17 protein-coding genes are annotated in these 17,834 nt (G+C 59.6%); 3 read left to right on the top strand and 14 right to left on the bottom strand.

Features of this window, described 5'->3' with window-relative positions; translation table 11 throughout:
- Positions 1-101 precede the first annotated feature (101 nt).
- The 5 genes from PSCI_RS14350 to rplM form a co-directional block, all read right to left on the bottom strand.
- Positions 102-881: a cytochrome c1 gene (locus tag PSCI_RS14350; protein WP_045487954.1), complete on the bottom strand. Its 780-nt coding sequence runs from the start codon at positions 879-881 to the stop codon at positions 102-104.
- Positions 881-2,092: a cytochrome b gene (locus PSCI_RS14345; protein ID WP_045487951.1), complete on the bottom strand. Its 1,212-nt coding sequence runs from the start codon at positions 2,090-2,092 to the stop codon at positions 881-883. Before PSCI_RS14345 ends, PSCI_RS14350 begins: the two co-directional genes overlap by 1 nt.
- Entirely contained in the window at positions 2,092-2,685 is a 594-nt protein-coding gene (petA, locus tag PSCI_RS14340; RefSeq protein ID WP_045487949.1) for a ubiquinol-cytochrome c reductase iron-sulfur subunit, read from the bottom strand. The genes PSCI_RS14345 and petA overlap by 1 nt, the downstream gene beginning before the upstream one ends.
- A gap of 254 nt (positions 2,686-2,939) precedes the next feature.
- Positions 2,940-3,332 (bottom strand): 30S ribosomal protein S9, encoded by a 393-nt coding sequence (gene rpsI, locus PSCI_RS14335; RefSeq protein WP_045487946.1) that lies wholly within the window; start codon positions 3,330-3,332, stop codon positions 2,940-2,942.
- A 14-nt stretch (positions 3,333-3,346) separates the two neighbouring features.
- A complete protein-coding gene (gene rplM / locus PSCI_RS14330; RefSeq protein WP_045487943.1) occupies positions 3,347-3,775 on the bottom strand; it encodes a 50S ribosomal protein L13 in 429 nt (142 codons plus the stop codon).
- A 473-nt stretch (positions 3,776-4,248) separates the two neighbouring features.
- On the opposite strand from rplM, the gene PSCI_RS14325 reads away from it, so the two are divergent.
- Positions 4,249-5,145, top strand: a complete 897-nt coding sequence (locus tag PSCI_RS14325) for a GlxA family transcriptional regulator (RefSeq protein ID WP_162484354.1) — start codon at positions 4,249-4,251, stop codon at positions 5,143-5,145.
- Between the two features lie 105 nt (positions 5,146-5,250).
- Here PSCI_RS14325 and zapE read toward each other — a convergent pair whose 3' ends face one another.
- The 3 genes from zapE to PSCI_RS14310 all read right to left on the bottom strand — a co-directional run bounded on the left by zapE (position 5,251) and on the right by PSCI_RS14310 (position 8,414).
- Positions 5,251-6,345, bottom strand: coding sequence for a cell division protein ZapE (gene zapE / locus PSCI_RS14320; RefSeq protein ID WP_045487938.1), 1,095 nt, complete (start codon positions 6,343-6,345; stop codon positions 5,251-5,253).
- Between the two features lie 62 nt (positions 6,346-6,407).
- Positions 6,408-7,757, bottom strand: a complete 1,350-nt coding sequence (locus PSCI_RS14315; protein WP_045487936.1) for a tryptophan--tRNA ligase — start codon at positions 7,755-7,757, stop codon at positions 6,408-6,410.
- Positions 7,758-7,784: 27 nt separating this feature from the next.
- Positions 7,785-8,414 carry an alpha/beta hydrolase gene (locus PSCI_RS14310; protein WP_045494319.1) on the bottom strand — a complete coding sequence of 210 codons (630 nt, stop codon included), beginning with the start codon at positions 8,412-8,414 and terminating at the stop codon, positions 7,785-7,787.
- Between the two features lie 144 nt (positions 8,415-8,558).
- Between PSCI_RS14310 and PSCI_RS14305 the strand changes: the two genes are divergently transcribed.
- Positions 8,559-8,993 carry a YhcB family protein gene (locus tag PSCI_RS14305; RefSeq protein ID WP_045487934.1) on the top strand — a complete coding sequence of 145 codons (435 nt, stop codon included), beginning with the start codon at positions 8,559-8,561 and terminating at the stop codon, positions 8,991-8,993.
- 158 nt (positions 8,994-9,151) lie between these two features.
- Here PSCI_RS14305 and cysN read toward each other — a convergent pair whose 3' ends face one another.
- The 3 genes from cysN to PSCI_RS14290 all read right to left on the bottom strand — a co-directional run bounded on the left by cysN (position 9,152) and on the right by PSCI_RS14290 (position 13,150).
- Complete coding sequence (gene cysN / locus PSCI_RS14300; RefSeq protein ID WP_045487932.1) at positions 9,152-11,053, bottom strand: sulfate adenylyltransferase subunit CysN; 1,902 nt, start codon at positions 11,051-11,053, stop codon at positions 9,152-9,154.
- 185 nt (positions 11,054-11,238) lie between these two features.
- Complete coding sequence (gene cysD, locus PSCI_RS14295) at positions 11,239-12,156, bottom strand: sulfate adenylyltransferase subunit CysD (protein WP_045487930.1); 918 nt, start codon at positions 12,154-12,156, stop codon at positions 11,239-11,241.
- Between the two features lie 235 nt (positions 12,157-12,391).
- Entirely contained in the window at positions 12,392-13,150 is a 759-nt protein-coding gene (locus PSCI_RS14290) for a Nif3-like dinuclear metal center hexameric protein (RefSeq protein WP_045487928.1), read from the bottom strand.
- 166 nt (positions 13,151-13,316) lie between these two features.
- Here PSCI_RS14290 and algW point away from each other — a divergent pair, with 166 nt between their 5' ends.
- The gene (algW, locus tag PSCI_RS14285; RefSeq protein ID WP_045487926.1) at positions 13,317-14,489 is read left to right on the top strand and encodes a Do family serine endopeptidase AlgW; all 1,173 of its coding nucleotides are present in this window, start codon (positions 13,317-13,319) and stop codon (positions 14,487-14,489) included.
- Positions 14,490-14,543: 54 nt separating this feature from the next.
- Here the strand turns inward: algW and hisC are convergent, their stop codons facing one another.
- The 3 genes from hisC to hisG all read right to left on the bottom strand — a co-directional run bounded on the left by hisC (position 14,544) and on the right by hisG (position 17,705).
- Positions 14,544-15,596, bottom strand: coding sequence for a histidinol-phosphate transaminase (gene hisC / locus PSCI_RS14280; RefSeq protein WP_045487924.1), 1,053 nt, complete (start codon positions 15,594-15,596; stop codon positions 14,544-14,546).
- A 2-nt stretch (positions 15,597-15,598) separates the two neighbouring features.
- A complete protein-coding gene (gene hisD / locus PSCI_RS14275) occupies positions 15,599-16,945 on the bottom strand; it encodes a histidinol dehydrogenase (protein ID WP_045487921.1) in 1,347 nt (448 codons plus the stop codon).
- Positions 16,946-17,069: 124 nt separating this feature from the next.
- Positions 17,070-17,705, bottom strand: a complete 636-nt coding sequence (gene hisG, locus PSCI_RS14270) for an ATP phosphoribosyltransferase (RefSeq protein WP_045487919.1) — start codon at positions 17,703-17,705, stop codon at positions 17,070-17,072.
- Positions 17,706-17,834: the final 129 nt, after the last annotated feature.

Here is a 17,834-nt window from a genome sequence, read left to right as displayed (position 1 = left end):
TGGTAAATCTGCAATCCTGGCCCGCTACTATACCCGCACTGCGGCGATTCTCTTAATACAGTCACTCAGGGACGCGCAGGTTGACGGCTAAAACCCGCCGATCAGTGAATATCTTTCCAGTACTCGCGCTTCAACAGCCAGGCAAATACAAAGAAGAACGCGAGGTACAACAGCACCCAGGTGCCGATCCGCTGATGCTCAAGCTTCACCGGGTTGGCCGAGTAAGCCAGAAAGGTCACCAGGTTGCGGACTTTTTCATCGAACTGCTCCTCATTGAGACTGCCCGTACCTGGCAGAACAGTCAGCTGATCGCAGGCTTGGTGGGTCAGGGGCGAACCGCTCAACGGGTCATATTGCTTCTTGCCGTCCACTTCCAGCGCCACCTGCTTGCAACCGATAACTTGACGCCCTTGCAGACCGGCCAGCACATTGGGCATACCGACATTAGGGAATACCCGATTGTTGACCCCCATAGGTCGCGACGGGTCTTCATGGAACGAGCGCAAGTAGTTATATAGCCAATCGGTACCGCGCACCCGCGCCACCAGGGTCAGGTCGGGCGGCTCGGCGCCGAACCAGGCCTTGGCGTCTTCGGCGCGCATGCTGCTTTTCATATGGTCACCGATCTTGGCACCGGTAAACACCAGCATCTGCAACATGGTTTCGTGCGCGATACCCAGATCGTCCGCCACACGCTCATAGCGCTGATACTTGGCCCCATGACAGCCCATGCAGTAGTTGACGAACGTGCGCGCACCGTCCTGCAGCGCAGCCTTGTCGGAGACGTCGATGTCGACCGGCTCCAGCTTCAGACCCGCTCCGGCCGCCAGAGCCAGCATGGGCAGGCAAGCCAGCATCAATACAGCGAATAGCTTTTTCATCAGCCTGTCACCCTCTCTGGAACCGGTTTGGTTTTTTCGAGCCGGGTATAGAACGGCATCAGAATGAAATACGCGAAGTACAGGAAGGTGCAGATCTGCGACAGCAATGTGCGCCCCGGGGTAGGTGACAACACCCCCAGCACCCCCAGCGTCACAAACGCCACGCAGAACACCGCCAGCCAAACCCGGCTCAGCCAGCCCTTGTAACGCATCGAACGCACCGGGCTGCGGTCCAGCCACGGCAGGACAAACAGCACAGCAATCGCAGCGCCCATTGCCATAACGCCCATGAGCTTGTCCGGGATCGCGCGCAAGATTGCGTAGAACGGCGTGAAGTACCAGACCGGCGCAATATGCTCCGGAGTCTTGAACGGATTGGCCGCTTCGAAATTGGGCTTTTCCAGGAAGTAACCGCCCATTTCCGGAAAGAAGAACACAATGGTGCAGAACACAAAGAGAAACACCGCAACGCCAACGATATCCTTGACCGTGTAATACGGATGGAACGGGATACCGTCCAGCGGAACGCCGTTCTCGTCCTTGAGCTTCTTGATATCGATGCCGTCAGGATTGTTCGAACCGACTTCATGCAGCGCCAGGATATGCAGAACCACCAGGCCGAGAATCACGATCGGCAGGGCCACCACGTGCAAGGCGAAGAAGCGGTTGAGGGTGATGCCGGAGATCAGATAATCGCCACGAATCCACTCGGTCAGCGCGTCGCCGATAAAAGGAATGGCACCGAATAGCGAGATGATCACCTGCGCCCCCCAGTAGGACATCTGCCCCCAGGGCAACAGATAGCCCATGAACGCCTCTGCCATCAGCGCCAGGTAGATGAACATACCGAAGATCCACACCAGCTCACGAGGCTTCTGGTAAGAGCCGTACAGCAGGCCGCGAAACATGTGCAGGTAGACCACGATAAAGAATGCCGAAGCCCCGGTGGAGTGCAGCAGACGCAGGATGGCGCCGTACTCCACATCACGCATGATGTACTCGACAGACGCGAAGGCATCTTCGGCGGTCGGCGTGTAGTTCATGGTCAACCAGACACCGGTGGCCAGTTGGTTGACCAGCACCAGCAACGCCAGCGAGCCGAAGAAATAGAAAAAGTTGAAATTCTTGGGTGCGTAATACTTGCTTAGATGCTCTTCCCACATCCGGGTTGCCGGGAACCGCGCATCGATCCATGCCATGAATTTGCTCATCACGCTTTCTCCTGATCGACGCCGATGACAATGACCGTCTCGGACTCGTAGCTGTGCGGCGGCACCGGCAGATTCAATGGTGCAGGCTGCGCCTTGTAGACCCGCCCAGCCAGGTCGTAGCGCGACCCGTGGCAGGGGCAGAAGTAACCGCCCACCCAGTCAGCACCCAGGTCGGCTGGCGCCACTTCGGGACGAAAGGTCGGCGAGCACCCCAGATGGGTACACAGACCGACCAGCAGGAGTATTTCCGGTTTGATCGAGCGCAACGCCTGGTCGACATATCCGGGCTGCACCGAAGCCCTGGACTCAGGGTCCGACAGCTGCGCAGTACGCTTGCTCAACTCAGCGAGGATCTGCGGCGTTCGGCGCAGAATGAACACCGGCTGACCGCGCCATTCGGCGACCATCTGCTGCCCCGGCTCGATCTTGCCGATATTGACCTTCACCGGTGCACCTGCGGCCTTGGCCTTGGCACTGGGAAACCACGACCCCACGAACGGGACCGCAGCCCCTACCGCCCCTGCTGCCCCGACTACCGAAGTCGCTGCAACCAGGAAGCGACGCCGGCCTGGATTGACGCCGTCATTGCTCATTCCGCCCTCTCCCGTCCACTGCAGCCTCTGATTGATCAGAGACCTGCACGATAAAATCTAGTCATTGCCAAGTGGCCGGGATGGTAAATAAAGCCCCTTCTGTCAACAAGGTCTTAAGACCCCTCAAAAGGTAGGAATAGCTGTAAACATTGACTTACAACAATGAGGCGATTTGCCACACAGATAAATGAGGGGCATAAAAAAACGCCCGGCTTCCGAAGAAGCGGGCGTTCTTTTTGAGGCGTAAAAGCGAATTAACGCTTCGAGTACTGCGGACGCTTACGCGCTTTACGCAGACCGACTTTCTTACGCTCAACTTCACGGGCGTCGCGAGTAACGAAGCCGGCTTTACGCAGGGAGCTGCGCAGCGACTCGTCGTATTGCATCAGGGCGCGAGTGATACCGTGGCGGATTGCGCCAGCCTGGCCACTTACGCCGCCACCGATAACGGTGACGTAGATGTCGAATTTCTCGGTGGTCTCGGTCAGTTCCAGTGGCTGGCGAACTACCATGCGGGCAGTTTCACGGCCAAAGAACACGTCCAGCGAACGGTTGTTGATCGAGATGTTACCAGTGCCCGGACGCAGGAAAACGCGAGCGGTTGCGGTCTTGCGACGGCCAGTGCCGTAATTTTGAGTCGCCGACATAATCAACTATTCCGTTAAAACTTCAGTTCTTGGGGCTGCTGAGCAGTATGAGGGTGAACAGCGCCCGCATAGACTTTCAGCTTACGGTACATGTCGCGACCCAGCGGGTTCTTAGGCAGCATGCCCTTAACCGCGGTCTCGATCACGCGCTCAGGAGCCTTGTCGATCAGCTTTTCGAAGTTGATCGATTTGATCCCGCCCGGGAAACCGGAGTGAGAGTAGTAGATCTTGTCGGAAGACTTGGCACCAGTAACACGGATCTGCTCGGCATTGATCACGACGATGTAGTCGCCAGTGTCAACGTGCGGAGTGTATTCCGGTTTGTGCTTGCCACGCAGACGGCTCGCGATTTCGGTGGCCAGACGACCCAGGGTCTGGCCAGCAGCGTCGACGACGAACCAGTCGCGCTTAACTGTTTCCGGTTTAGCAGTAAAAGTTTTCATTCTTTATAGCCTCAGGGGCCGCCTGAAAAAAATAGACGGCGGAGCTTACTGAATAGTGCATTCTCTGACAAGCCAAACAGGCCAGCCGGAGTCAGCCGGAAACAGACGCTATCGGGGGCTCGGGTCAGCGCGTCCGCATACGGCAGATTCTTTAGCGACGGGGCATCACTCCCGCAACCAAGAGGTGGCGAATTATACAGGCTGCAACAAGAAGCTCAACCGGAATTTCGTCCTGTCCTCACCACCGGACATGAGCGGCGGGCCAGAGCCTTGATGGTTATTGTTACAGGGGATCCTTCAGGCTGGACAGGACCGGCAAAACATAAGACGATCCAGCCGTTGTTTGACCACTATTACCTATAAGAACAAAGATCATGCCGATACAACCCTGCGCCGTATTGCGGCGTGTGAGCATCCTGGCGATTGACCGGGTGTTCGCCTCAACCCTGATGCAGGCCAAGGATTTCTTCCATCTGGCCAGCCTGCGCTACAGCAAACAATTGGGCCACGGCATCAAGCCTGCCTTCGAAATCCGCCTGGTCAGCCCCGACGGCCAGCCCGTCAACAGCTTCAGCGATGTCATGCTGCCGGTCGACGGCGGCCTGGAGTCCAGCGACATCATTGTACTGCCCGCCTTCTGGGATGACTTCGATGCACTTTGCCAGCGCTATCCGCAGGTGCTGCCATGGCTGCGCGAACAACATGCCAGAGGCGCAGTATTGTGCGCCGAAGCCAGCGGTGTGTTCTGGCTGGCGGCCAGCGGCCTGCTCGACGGCAAGGAAGCGACCACTTACTGGCGGTTCTTCAATGAGTTCACCGAGCGGTTTCCGAAAGTGCTGCTCAATCAGGACAAACACATCATTGATGCTGACAACCTGTATTGCGCAGGCGGCAGCACTTCGGCGTGCGATCTGTACATCTACCTGATCGAGCGGTTTTGCGGTGCAAACGTGGCCCAGGCCGTGGCCCGCGACATCCTGTATGAGGTACGGCGCAATTATTCGCCAGGGCGGATCGGCTTTGGCGGCCAGAAGCTGCACCAGGACATGATCATCCTGCAAATCCAGCACTGGCTCGAAGAACACTTCGCCGACAAGTTCCGTTTCGAGGACGTGGCCCGCGAACACGGCATGAGCATTCGCAATTTCATGCGCCGCTTTCAGGGAGCCACCGGCGACAAACCGCTGCACTACCTGCAACGGCTACGCATCGAAACAGCCAAAGGACTGCTCTCGGCCACGCGCAAGAGCATCAAGACCATCAGCTACGAAGTGGGCTACGACGACGCCAGTTTCTTCGCCCGCCTGTTTCGCCAGCACACAGAGCTTTCACCGAACCAGTATCGCCAGCAATTCCAGCAGGCGGCGTAGAAGCAGCTACAAGCGGTGAGCTTCAAGCTGCAAGAAGAAACAAGGCAGACCGTGTGCGGCTCTTGCTCCTTCTTGCAGCTTACCGCTTGAAGCTTGCGACTGCTTTCAGGGCTTGTGCGCCCGCGCCAGGAATTCGTGGGACTGCATCTCCAGCAGGCGGCTGAGGGTGCGCTGGAATTCGAAGTTCAGGCGACCACCGGAGTACAGGTCCTTGAGCTCGACTTCGGCCGAGATGATCAGCTTGACGTTGCGATCGTAGAATTCGTCGACCATGTTGATGAAACGCCGGGCGATGTCGTCGGTGGTCACGCTCATCTGCTCCACATCGCTGAGTAGCACGGCGTGGAAGATCTTGCCCAGTTCGATGTAGTCGTTCTGGCTGCGCGGGCCGTCACACAGATCACGGAAGTTAAACCAGGCGACATCGTCACAGGTACGCAGGGCGCGGATTTCGCGGTTTTCGATCATCAGCACGTCGTTTTCGACGGTCTGTGCACAGTCGGGCGTCAACGCCTTGAAGCTGGCGCGCAGGCTCTGCTCTGCGGCCTCGTCGAGCGGGAAGTGAAACAGCTCGGCCTGCTCCAGATGACGCAAACGATAGTCCACGCCACTATCAACGTTGACCACCTCGGTATGCTGCTTGATCAGCGCGATGGCCGGCAGGAAACGCGCCCGTTGCAGACCGTCCTTGTACAGACCGTCTGGCACGATGTTGGAGGTCGCCACCAGCGAAACGCCATTTTTGAACAGTTCTTCCATCAGCGTGCCAAGAATCATGGCATCGGTAATGTCAGACACGAAGAATTCATCGAAGCAGATAATCCGCGCTTCTTCCGAGAAACGCTTGGCGATCACGGTCAGCGGGTTCTTCTCACCCTTGAGGGTCTTCATCTCGTCATGCACGCGCTTCATGAAGCGGTGAAAGTGCGTGCGCATCTTCTGCTCGAACGGCAGCGCGTCGAAGAAAGTGTCGACCAGATAGGTCTTGCCCCGACCTACACCGCCCCAGAAATACAGGCCTTTGACAATCTCCGGCTCTTTCTTGCCGAACAGCTTGCCGAACAGGCCGGGCTTGCTGTTCTGGGCGGCAATCAAATCGTCGTACAGGCGCTGCAGGTGACGCACAGCGTTTTCCTGAGCGGCATCATGAAAGAAGTCCGGGCGTTTCAGATCGGCTTGATATCGTTCCAGGGGCGTCATAATTGGTCAGCAGGGCAATAAAAGCGGGCCGACACTTTAGCGACGGCCCCGAGGAATGGCAATCAGTCCTGTTGAGGAGCCAATGCCGACTTGAGGGTTTCGATGGCCGCATCGCGGGCCACGGTATCCTTGAACCCCGGGCTGTCAGCCACACAGGCGTCGTCCAGCCACAGGCTGAAACGGTCGGCCTCGGCACGGATATCCAGCGCGCCGCCCTGTTGCAGCTGTTTGCTGACCGCACCGGCCGCCTTGCCGTCGGCAAAAGCGCGAGACAACAGCAATTGCTCACCGTCAGCGGCCAGCAGGCGGAAACGGAAACTGCCGTCGTCCTCGCGGAAACTCACGAAGCGTGCCGCCTTGACGGCCTTTTTCTTACCGCTGTCGGCGCTCTGCTGCACCGAACGGAACGAACGCAGGCCCACGGCTTCACGCAGGGTTTCAAGGAATGGCGTGGCAGTGCGACGGGCCTTTTGCGCGCCCGCCAGCAGAATGTCTTCCAGGTCGGCAGGCCGGGCGATCAAGCCCTGGTAAATCTCCCGCGGTTCGCTCAACTGCTCCTCGAGCAGATTGAACAGACGGCTCTTGGCCTCGCCCCAGCCCAGACCTTCGAGCAGTTCACTACGGAACGCTGCGCTCTGCTCGGCGGTGGAAAACGCCTGATACAGGGTAAACAGGTGCGAGTTGTCAGGGTCTTTGGCCTCGCCCGGCGCCCGCGAGTCGGTAACGATGCGCGAGATGGCGTCCTTGAGGTCCTTGGCGCTGCTGAACAGCGGGATGGTGTTGTCGTAGCTCTTGGACATCTTGCGCCCGTCCAGGCCTGGCAAGGTGGCCACCGTTTCTTCGATCTGCGCCTCAGGCAAGGCGAAAAAATCCTTGCCGTTGCCAAACAGGTGGTTGAAACGCTGGGCGATGTCGCGGGCCATTTCCACATGCTGGATCTGGTCACGACCGACCGGAATCTTGTGCGCATTGAACATCAGGATGTCGGCCGCCATCAGCACCGGATAGCTGAACAGGCCCATGGTCACACCAGCATCGGGGTCTTCGCCGCTTTCGACGTTCTTGTCGACCGACGCCTTGTAGGCGTGAGCACGGTTGAGCAGGCCCTTGCCCGCGACACAGGTCAGCAGCCAGGTCAGCTCGGGGATTTCCGGGATGTCCGACTGCCGATAGAAAGTCACCCGCTCAGGGTCCAGACCGGCTGCCAGCCAGGTGGCGGCGATCTCCAGGCGCGAACGCTGGATGCGCTGCGGGTCGTCGCACTTGATCAGGGCATGATAGTCGGCCAGGAAGTAGAACGAATCGGCGCCAGGCTGGCGGCTGGCGACAACCGCCGGACGAATCGCGCCGGCATAGTTGCCCAGATGAGGAGTGCCGGTGGTGGTGATACCGGTCAGGATACGAGTGGTCATGGCAGGTCGCTTAATCAGTGAAGTGCATCAATTCGAGAGCCGGGGCATGACCAGATCCTTCAGATCCGTCAGCTTGCCGTGGAAGAAGTGTCCGCATTCTGCCACTTTCAGCAGCTCATGGGGGCGCGGCAACACGGCCGACCAGTCATACACCAGCGCAGGCGCAATGACTTCATCGGCGTCAGGCTGGATAACGGTCAGCGGCGCCTGCTGCGGCAGGGCGTCGTGATCCTTGAAGCGCGACACCGCCGGTGCGATCAGAAACACATGCTCCAGAGCCTCGCCACGGGCCTCCAGCTCGCCGCACAGCGATCCGGCGACATACCCACCAAAGGAGAAACCAAACACGGTGAGCGGCAGCTCATGCTGCTGCGTGCGCAGCCAGCGAGCGGCGGCGCGGGCATCGTCGATTTCTTCGGCGCCAGCGACTGAAGTGCCGGCGCTGGCGCCCACTCCACGATAATTGAAGCGCAAGGTGCTCAAGCCGGCATCGCGGGCAGCACGTTGCAAGGTGGCAACCACCTTGTTGAGCATGGTGCCGCCCTGCACCGGGTTGGGATGGCAAATCAGCGCCACACCTTTCGCATCGGGCAGGTCCTGATAAAGTGCTTCGAGCTGGCCCTGCGGGCCGTCAATGAAAACAGGGGTTTCGCGCATAGCGGTGAAGAACTCCGTGACCCCGAAATGGGTAAACTCGTCTAGCTGATTGTCTGTGCCTGGCATATCGGCGACGCGTCGCGGCTATACAGCGCAGGTTCCAGCCGTTAACGTAATGCAAAGCCGTTTATAGAGGAAGGACTCGTGGAACACTCGCTCTTAGTTTGGTTGTTGCCGACTCTTGCCCTGGTTGCCGGTGTCGTCATTGGTTTCCTGGTCGCACGTCTGCTGCCCAACACCGTTCCGAACAGCACCCAGCGTCAGCTGGATGAGGTTCAGGAGCGTTTCGATACCTATCAGAACGAGGTGGTCACTCACTTCAACAGCACGGCTAATCTGGTTCAGAAGCTGACCCAGCAGTATCAGGAAGTCCAGGAGCACCTCGCTGAAGGCGCCAACCGCCTGGCGCTGGACGAGCTGACCCGTCAACGTCTGCTGGCCGCCATGCACCCAGAGGCGCATCACGCACCACGCGATCGGCTGACTCCGCCACGCGATACCGAAGCGCCCAAAGACTACGCACCCAAATCGCCAAACTCCCCTGGCATGCTGGATGAGCATTACGGTTTGAAAAAGTAACCTGTACGCCGTTATGAAAAAGCCCCCGCGCCGCAAGGCCGGGGGCTTTTTCTTTGGTGCCGTTTCAGCGATACGATGGGAGTGGCCAGCTGGCGAATCAATGGTGGAGGTACCACAGTCTTCGCCAGCAGAGCCTCTCACCTGGCCTCAATAGGGCATCAGATCGCGCCGCGGCTACGCAGCACGTCCAGTACCAGCTTGACGCCCTCCTCCACACTCACGCGCTGGGTATCGATCACCAGATCGGCGTCCAGCGGCACGTCGTACGGGAAGGACTCGCCCGGGATGTTATCGCCATTGGCAGCATACAAACCCTGCGGGTCACGCTCACGGCAGGCGCTTGGCGAAGCCTGCACGTAGACCGTCACCAGACGCTCTTTGCCGATCAACGCCTTGGCCTGCTCGCGACCTTCGGCATCCGGCGCAACGAACGCGGCCAGGGTCAGCAGGCCGGCTTCGTTGAACTGGCGCGCCACATGGGCGGCACGACGCCAGTTCTCGGTACGTCCGGCACGGTCCTGCGGCAGTCCTTTGTTCAAGTCATGACGCAGGTTCTGACCATCGAGCACGTAGACCGAACGGCCCATGTCGAACAGCTTGCGCTCCACGGCATAGGCCAGAGTGCTTTTGCCGGCGCCCGAAAGGCCGCTGAACAACACAGTGGCAGGCTGCTGGCCCAGACGCAGGGCGCGCTCTTCAGTAGAAACGTGAGCCTGCTTGCCGTGCTGGCCATTACCACCGTGTGGCAACACCGGTTGCGCGATGATCATGCCGGCACCAACAGTGCCATTGGTCAGGCGATCGATAACGATGAAGGCACCGGTGGTGCGGTTGCTTTCGTAACCGTCCAAGGCGATGGAGGCATCGAGGGCAACCTTGACCCGGCCGATCTCGTTGAGCTGCAGCGCACTGGCGGCGCCGTGCTCAAGGGTGTTCACATCGACCTTGTGGGTGATGCTGGCAATCGAGCCCGGCACGTAGCTGGTAGCGCGCTTGATGTCATATTTCTTGCCCGGCAGCATCGGCTCTTCGGACATCCAGACCAGCATCGCGTCGAACTGGTCGGTGACCGGCGGCACGTTGTCGGCATGCACCAGCAGGTCGCCACGCGAGATGTCGATTTCGTCTTCCATGGTCAGGGTCACGGCCTGGCCGGGACCGGCCTGCTCCAGCTCGCCTTCATAGGTGACGATGGACTTGACCCGGCTGCTCTTGCCCGACGGCAGCACCACGACTTCGTCACCCTTGTGCACGATGCCGCTGGCCAGGGTGCCGGCAAAGCCACGGAAATTCAGGTTCGGACGGTTGACGTACTGCACCGGGAAACGCAGGTCGGTGAAGTTGCGGTCGGCGGCCACCTCGACGGTTTCGAGGATTTCCATCAGCGCGGGGCCGGTGTACCACGGCGAACGCTCGCTGCGGTTGACCACGTTGTCGCCCTTGAGCGCCGACATCGGCACGAAGTGCAGGCTGCTCGGGGTCAGGTTGATCGCCTCGGCGAACTTCAGGTAGTCGGCCTTGATCGACTCGAAAACCTGCTCGTCGAAGCCCTTGAGGTCCATCTTGTTGATCGCGACCACGATGTGCTTGATGCCCAGCAACGAGGCAATGTAGCTGTGGCGGCGGGTCTGGGTCTGCACGCCGTAACGGGCGTCGACCAGAATGATCGCCAGGTCGCAGGTCGAGGCACCGGTGGCCATGTTGCGGGTGTACTGCTCGTGGCCCGGGGTGTCGGCAATGATGAACTTGCGCTTGGCAGTCGAGAAGTAGCGGTAGGCCACATCGATGGTAATGCCCTGCTCGCGCTCGGCCTGCAGACCGTCGACCAGCAGCGCCAGGTCGATTTCTTCGCCGGTGGTGCCGACCTTCTTCGAATCGCGGGTGATGGCTTCCAGATGGTCTTCGTAGATCATCTTGGAGTCGTGCAGCAGACGCCCGATCAGGGTGCTCTTGCCGTCATCGACGTTACCGCAGGTAAGGAAACGCAGCAGCTCTTTACGCTCGTGCTGCGCCAGATAAGCGAGGATGTCTTCGCTGATCAAATCGGATTGGTGGCTCATTGCATTCAAGCTCCAAGCTGTAAGCTTCAAGCGGCAAGCTTGTCGGCGTACAACTAGTCAAAAATTCTGTTGGTCGTTCACTGCCGGCCTTTTCCAGGCGTCGTCGCAATGCAAGCGGCAATCCACAAAATCCAGAAGCTACTCAGTCTGCTTCCACTTGCAGCTTGCCGCTTGTAACTTGAAACTCAGAAATACCCTTGACGTTTCTTGTCTTCCATCGAGCCTGCGCCATCGTGGTCGATGACACGGCCCTGACGCTCGGACGTCCGGGTCAGGAGCATTTCCTGGATGATGTCGGTCAGGCTTTCGGCGTCGGACTCGACGGCGCCCGTCAACGGGTAGCAGCCCAGAGTACGGAAGCGCACCTTCTTCTTGACGATACGGGCCTTTTCTTCCTCGGACAGGTGCTCGAGGATGCGCTCGTCGTCGATCATGATCAGGGTGCCGTTCTTCTCGATGACTTCACGCTCGGCGGCGAAGTACAGCGGCACGATCGGGATGCCTTCGAGGTAGATGTACTGCCAGATGTCCAGCTCGGTCCAGTTCGACAGCGGGAAAACGCGGATCGACTCGCCCTTGTTGACCTTGCCGTTGTAGACGTTCCACAGCTCCGGGCGCTGGTTCTTCGGGTCCCAGCGATGCTTGCTGTCGCGGAACGAGTAAACGCGCTCTTTGGCCCGCGATTTTTCTTCGTCGCGGCGCGCGCCACCGAAGGCGGCATCGAAACCGTGCTTGTCCAGCGCCTGCTTGAGGCCCTGGGTCTTCATGATGTCGGTGTGCTTGGCACTGCCGTGGGTGAACGGGTTGATTCCCTGGGCAACCCCTTCCGGGTTGACATGGGTGATCAGTTCCAGGCCCATTTCCTCGACCATTTTGTCGCGGAAGCTGTACATCTCCTGGAATTTCCACTGGGTATCGACGTGCATCACCGGGAACGGCAGCTTGCCAGGGAAAAAGGCCTTGCGTGCCAGATGCAGCATCACGGCCGAGTCCTTGCCGATCGAGTACAGCATCACCGGGTTATCGAACTCGGCGGCGACCTCGCGGATGATGTGGATGCTTTCCGCCTCCAGCTGTTTCAGATGCGTCAGTTTGTCAACCATGGCTACTCACGGATTGCATGTATTGTGGTCAGGCCTGCACCAACCACGCGCGACAAGGCGCGTTTAATGGCAGACCCGGTCCAGTGGCGGCCGGCGGGCCGTATTCGAGCCGCGCACTTTATCATGCACGACCACCGCACTTCAGTGAGCACAATAGATCGAAACGATCTAACCATATAGCCGCCGGTTTGGACCTGCGAGCCGGTTGCCTGACCATCACGCTCTGGGTCGCGGCTCAGACCGGGTTGGGACAGTCGATGAAAATGTGCTCCAGCGCAAAGCGCCGCGCCAGATAATCACCCAGTGCCTGCACGCCGTAACGCTCGGTGGCATGATGGCCGGCGGCAATGAAACTGATGCCGTTCTCTTGAGCGCTATGAAACGTCTGCTCGGAGGCTTCGCCGCTGAAGTACAGATCAACCCCCTCAAGCACCGCCTGGTCGATGTAGCCCTGGCCACCGCCAGAACACCAACCGACGCGCTGCACCATCCGGTCGCCCTCAATCAACAACGGCTCGCGGCCCAGTACCTCCTGGACGCGCCGGGCAAAGTCACGGGCGCTGACCGGCTCGGCCAGCGAGCCGACCAGCCCCACCACCTTGGGGTCAGCGGGATTCAACGGCCCTTCGACCGTGATATCCAGTTGCCGCGCCAACTGCACGTTGTTACCCACTTCCGGGTGCACGTCCAATGGCAGATGATAAGCCAGCAGGCTCATGTCATGCCTGAGCAGGGTCTTCAGGCGACGTTGCTTCATCCCCACCACGCAGGGATTCTCGCCTTTCCAGAAGTAACCATGATGGACCAGAACCAGATCGGCCTGGGCCTCGACAGAGGCATCGAGCAACGCCTGGCTGGCGGTTACACCACTGACAATACGCATGACCTGTGGGCGCCCTTCGACCTGCAGGCCGTTGGGGCAATAGTCCTGGATCCGGGCGCTGTTGAGGTAGCGATCGGCTTCTTCAACCAGGGTGGTGAGGGCTACGGCCATGAAAGATTCCTCGATGAACGGTTCGGTATCGCGGTCAGCACAACATAGATACCTTAAATTGCGTGAGTAATACGAGACAGCGCCTGCGGTGCTCGTATAATGCCCGCCATTATGGCGCAGCCCGGCTAATAAATTCTGCGCCTGTCACTCCCAGGATCTTCTCTCAATGCTAAAGGCACTGCGCTATTTTGGCTGGCCATTGCTCGCAGGCGTATTGGTCGCCCTGCTGGTCATCCAGCGTTTTCCTCAATGGGTCGGTTTGCCCAGTCTGGACGTCAATTTGCAACAGGCACCGCAATCCACCCAGATTGTGCAGGGCCCTTCGTCGTATGCCGACGCGGTCAGCGCTGCCGCACCGGCGGTGGTCAACCTGTACAGCACCCGGCTGATCAACAAGTCGGCCAACCCGCTGTTCGAAGACCCGCAATTCAGGCGCTTTTTCGGCGACAACCAGCCCAAACAGAAGCGCATGGAATCGAGCCTGGGGTCTGGCGTGTTGATGAGCCCGGAAGGCTACATCCTCACCAACAACCACGTAACCAGTGGCGCCGATCAGATCATCGTGGCACTCAAGGACGGTCGTGAGACCGTGGCGCGGGTCATCGGCAACGATCCGGAAACCGACCTGGCAGTAGTCAAGATCGATCTTAAAAACCTGCAGGCCATCACCATTGCCCGTTCTGACAACATTCGCATCGGCGACGTTGCACTGGCGATCGGCAACCCGTTCGGCGTCGGCCAGACCGTCACCATGGGCATCATCAGCGCCACCGGGCGCAACCAGTTGGGCCTCAATACCTACGAAGACTTCATTCAGACCGACGCGGCGATCAACCCCGGCAACTCCGGTGGCGCACTGGTTGATGCCAACGGCAACCTGATCGGCATCAACACCGCGATTTTTACCGAGTCACGCGGCTCGCAAGGCATCGGTTTCTCGATCCCGACCAAACTGGCGATCGATGTGATGAAGTCGATCATCGAGCATGGTCAGGTGATCCGCGGCTGGCTGGGCATTGAAGTACAGAACCTGACCGCCGATCTGGTCGAGTCCTATGGCCTCAAAGGCCGTCAGGGCGTGGTGGTATCTGCGGTATTTCGCGACGGCCCGGCGCAAAAGGCCGGCCTGCAACTGGGCGATATCATTCTGAGCATCAATGATGAAGTGGCCACCGACGGACGTCGCGCCATGAATCAGCTGGCCCGCGCTCGACCAAAGGAAAAGATCGCGATCAATGTGCTGCGCAATAACAAGGAACTGCGCCTGACCGCAGAAGTGGGGATTCGTCCACCACCGGCTCCAGCCCCGGCCCACACCCCGGCCGCCAACGCGCAATAACCCGTGTCGGCCTTGGCCGCGAACCTGCTGGTTCGCGGCCAAGGCCGATGACACTCAGATATCGCTCAACGCATCCAGCAACGCCTGGTTCTGCTCTGGCGTGCCAATGGTAATGCGCAGGAACTGGGCAATCCGCTCCTGCTTGAAGTGCCGCACGATAACCCCTTGCTCACGCACTTTCGCCGCCAGGCCTGCGGCATCATGCTGCGGGTGACGGGCGAAGATGAAGTTGGCTGCCGAAGGCAGAACTTCAAAGCCCTTGCCCTGCAACTGCTCGACCAAGGCTTCGCGACTGGCAATCACCGCGTTGCGGGTGGTATTGAAATGCGCCTGATCTTCGAACGCCGCAGTGGCGCCCACGATCGCCAGACGATCCAGCGGGTAGGAGTTGAAGCTGTTCTTGACCCGCTCCAGCGCTTCGATCAGATCAGGATGGCCGACCGCCAGGCCGACCCGCAGTCCGGCCAGCGAACGTGACTTGGACAGGGTCTGGGTCACCAGCAGGTTCGGGTAGCGGTCCACCAGGCTAATGGCGGTCTCGCCACCAAAGTCGATGTAGGCTTCGTCCACGACCACAACTGAATCCGGGCTGGCCTTGAGGATTTGCTCAATGGCTTCCAGGGCCAGCAGGCAGCCGGTAGGCGCATTCGGGTTGGGGAAGATGATCCCGCCGTTGGGCCGCGCATAATCGTGCACACGAATCTGGAACTGCTCGTCCAGCGCTACGGTTTCATGGGCAATCCCATACAGGCCGCAGTAAACCGGATAGAAGCTGTAGCTGATGTCCGGGAACAGCAGCGGTTGGTCGTGCTGAAACAGACCATAGAAAATATGCGCCAGCACTTCGTCGGAGCCGTTGCCCAGGAACACCTGATTGGGCTGCACCTTGTAGTAAGCCGCCACTGCTTGCTTGAGCAGGTCGCTGTTAGGGTCCGGATACAGACGCAGGCCATCGCCGAGTTCGGCGCGCATGGCTTCGAGCGCCTTTGGCGACGGGCCGTAAGGGTTTTCGTTGGTGTTGAGCTTGACCAGCTTGCTCAGCTTGGGCTGCTCGCCCGGCACATAAGGCACCAGGCTCTTGACGAAAGGACTCCAGAATTTGCTCATGTTTACTCGCCTTGCTCGCTAAGCCCGGGCTTGAAGCCGGTATCGGTAATACGGTATTCGGCGCTGCGCGCATGACCACTGAGCGATTCGCCACGGGCCAGCACCGAAGCGGTCTTGCCCAGCTCCGAGGCGCCCTGCGGCGAACAGAAGATGATCGACGAACGCTTCTGGAAGTCATAAACCCCCAGCGGCGACGAGAAACGGGCGGTGCCGGAAGTCGGCAACACATGGTTAGGGCCGGCACAGTAGTCACCCAGTGCTTCGCTGGTGTGACGACCCATGAAGATCGCACCGGCGTGGCGGATCTGCGGCAGCCAGGCCTGCGGGTCTTCAACCGACAATTCAAGATGTTCCGGGGCGATGCGGTTGGCCACGTCGATGGCTTGTTGCATATCGGCAACCTTGATCAGCGCACCACGGCCATTGATCGAGGTTTCGATGATGGTGGCACGATCCATGGTCGGCAGCAGCTTCTCGATACTGGCCGCCACTTTGTCGAGGAATTCAGCGTCCGGGCTGACCAGGATGGCCTGAGCGTCTTCATCGTGCTCGGCTTGCGAGAACAGGTCCATGGCGATCCAGTCCGGATCGGTCTGACCGTCGCAGACCACCAGAATCTCGGAGGGGCCGGCGATCATGTCGATGCCGACCTGACCGAATACGTGACGCTTGGCAGTGGCCACATAAATATTGCCGGGGCCGACGATCTTGTCGACTGGCGGTACACTTTCAGTGCCATAGGCCAGCGCCGCCACAGCCTGGGCGCCGCCGATGGTGAACACCCGATCCACACCGGCGATACAGGCAGCCGCCAGCACCAGCTCGTTGATCTCGCCACGCGGGGTCGGCACGACCATGACCACCTCAGCCACTCCGGCCACTTTGGCCGGGATCGCGTTCATCAGGACCGATGAGGGGTAGGACGCCTTGCCGCCTGGCACATACAAACCGGCACGATCCAGCGGCGTGACCTTCTGGCCCAGCACCGTGCCGTCGGCTTCGGTGTAGCTCCAGGAGTCCTGCTTCTGCTTTTCGTGATAGCTACGCACCCGCTCGGCAGCCACTTCCAGCGCCTGGCGCTGAGCAGGCGTGATACGGGTCAGGGCCAGTTCCAGACGCTCGCGGGGCAGAATCAGGTCGGCCATTGAGCCGGCTTGCAGGGCATCGAAGCGCTGCGTGAACTCGACCAGCGCGGCGTCACCACGCTCACGCACGGCCTTGATGATATCCAGCACGCGCTGATTGACCGATTCGTCAGACACGCTTTCCCAGCTCAGCAGATGATCCAGATGTCGGGCGAAATCCGCATCGGCAGCATCGAGTCGGCGTATTGCAGTGGACGTGGTCATAGCGAGGGTCTCTGTTATTGGCGGATGCTCAGGAGCCATAAGCTACCAAGCTATCCGCGCTGGCACCTGAGAAATCTGGCTATGACACGGATAGCTGGACGCGATGCAATATCGCGTGATCAGGTCAGCCGTGGTGTCGCGACTCGACAGCCTTGCGCAGGGTGTCGATCAACGACTGGATGCGGGCGTGTTGCATCTTCATCGACGCTTTGTTGACTACCAGACGCGAGCTGATGGTCGCGATCATTTCCTGAGGCTCAAGACCGTTGGCACGCAGGGTGTTGCCCGTGTCGACAACGTCGATGATCTTGTCGGCCAGGCCGATCAGCGGAGCCAGCTCCATGGAGCCATACAGCTTGATGATGTCGACCTGACGCCCCTGTTCGGCGTAGTAGCGCTTGGCGACGTTGACGAACTTGGTCGCCACCCGCAGCCGCCCCTTGGGCTCTGGAGCACCTACCGCGCCAGCGGTCATCAGCTTGCAACGGGCAATGTTCAGGTCCAGGGGCTCGTACAGACCCTGGCCGCCGTATTCCATCAACACATCCTTGCCGGCGACGCCCAGGTCTGCCGCGCCATGCTCGACATAGGTCGGCACATCGGTGGCACGCACGATCAGCAGACGAACATCGTCCTGGGTCGTGGGAATGATGAGCTTGCGGCTCTTGTCCGGATTCTCGGTCGGCACAATGCCCGCCTCAGCGAGAAGCGGCAGGGTGTCGTCAAGGATACGGCCCTTGGACAGTGCGATGGTCAGCATGGGAAAACTCGGGTCCTTATCAGGAAGCTCATGCCCTGGCGGCAAGCCCCAGAGCTTACCCGATACACGCCGTCAGTGCGCAACCGGGTAATGGAAATCTCGCAGTCGTCAAACCACGGCCCCGATGGT

It is taken from the genome of Pseudomonas sp. StFLB209, from assembly GCF_000829415.1.
Classification (GTDB): Bacteria; Pseudomonadota; Gammaproteobacteria; order Pseudomonadales; family Pseudomonadaceae; genus Aquipseudomonas.
This window is presented reverse-complemented; position numbering and strand designations above follow the sequence as displayed.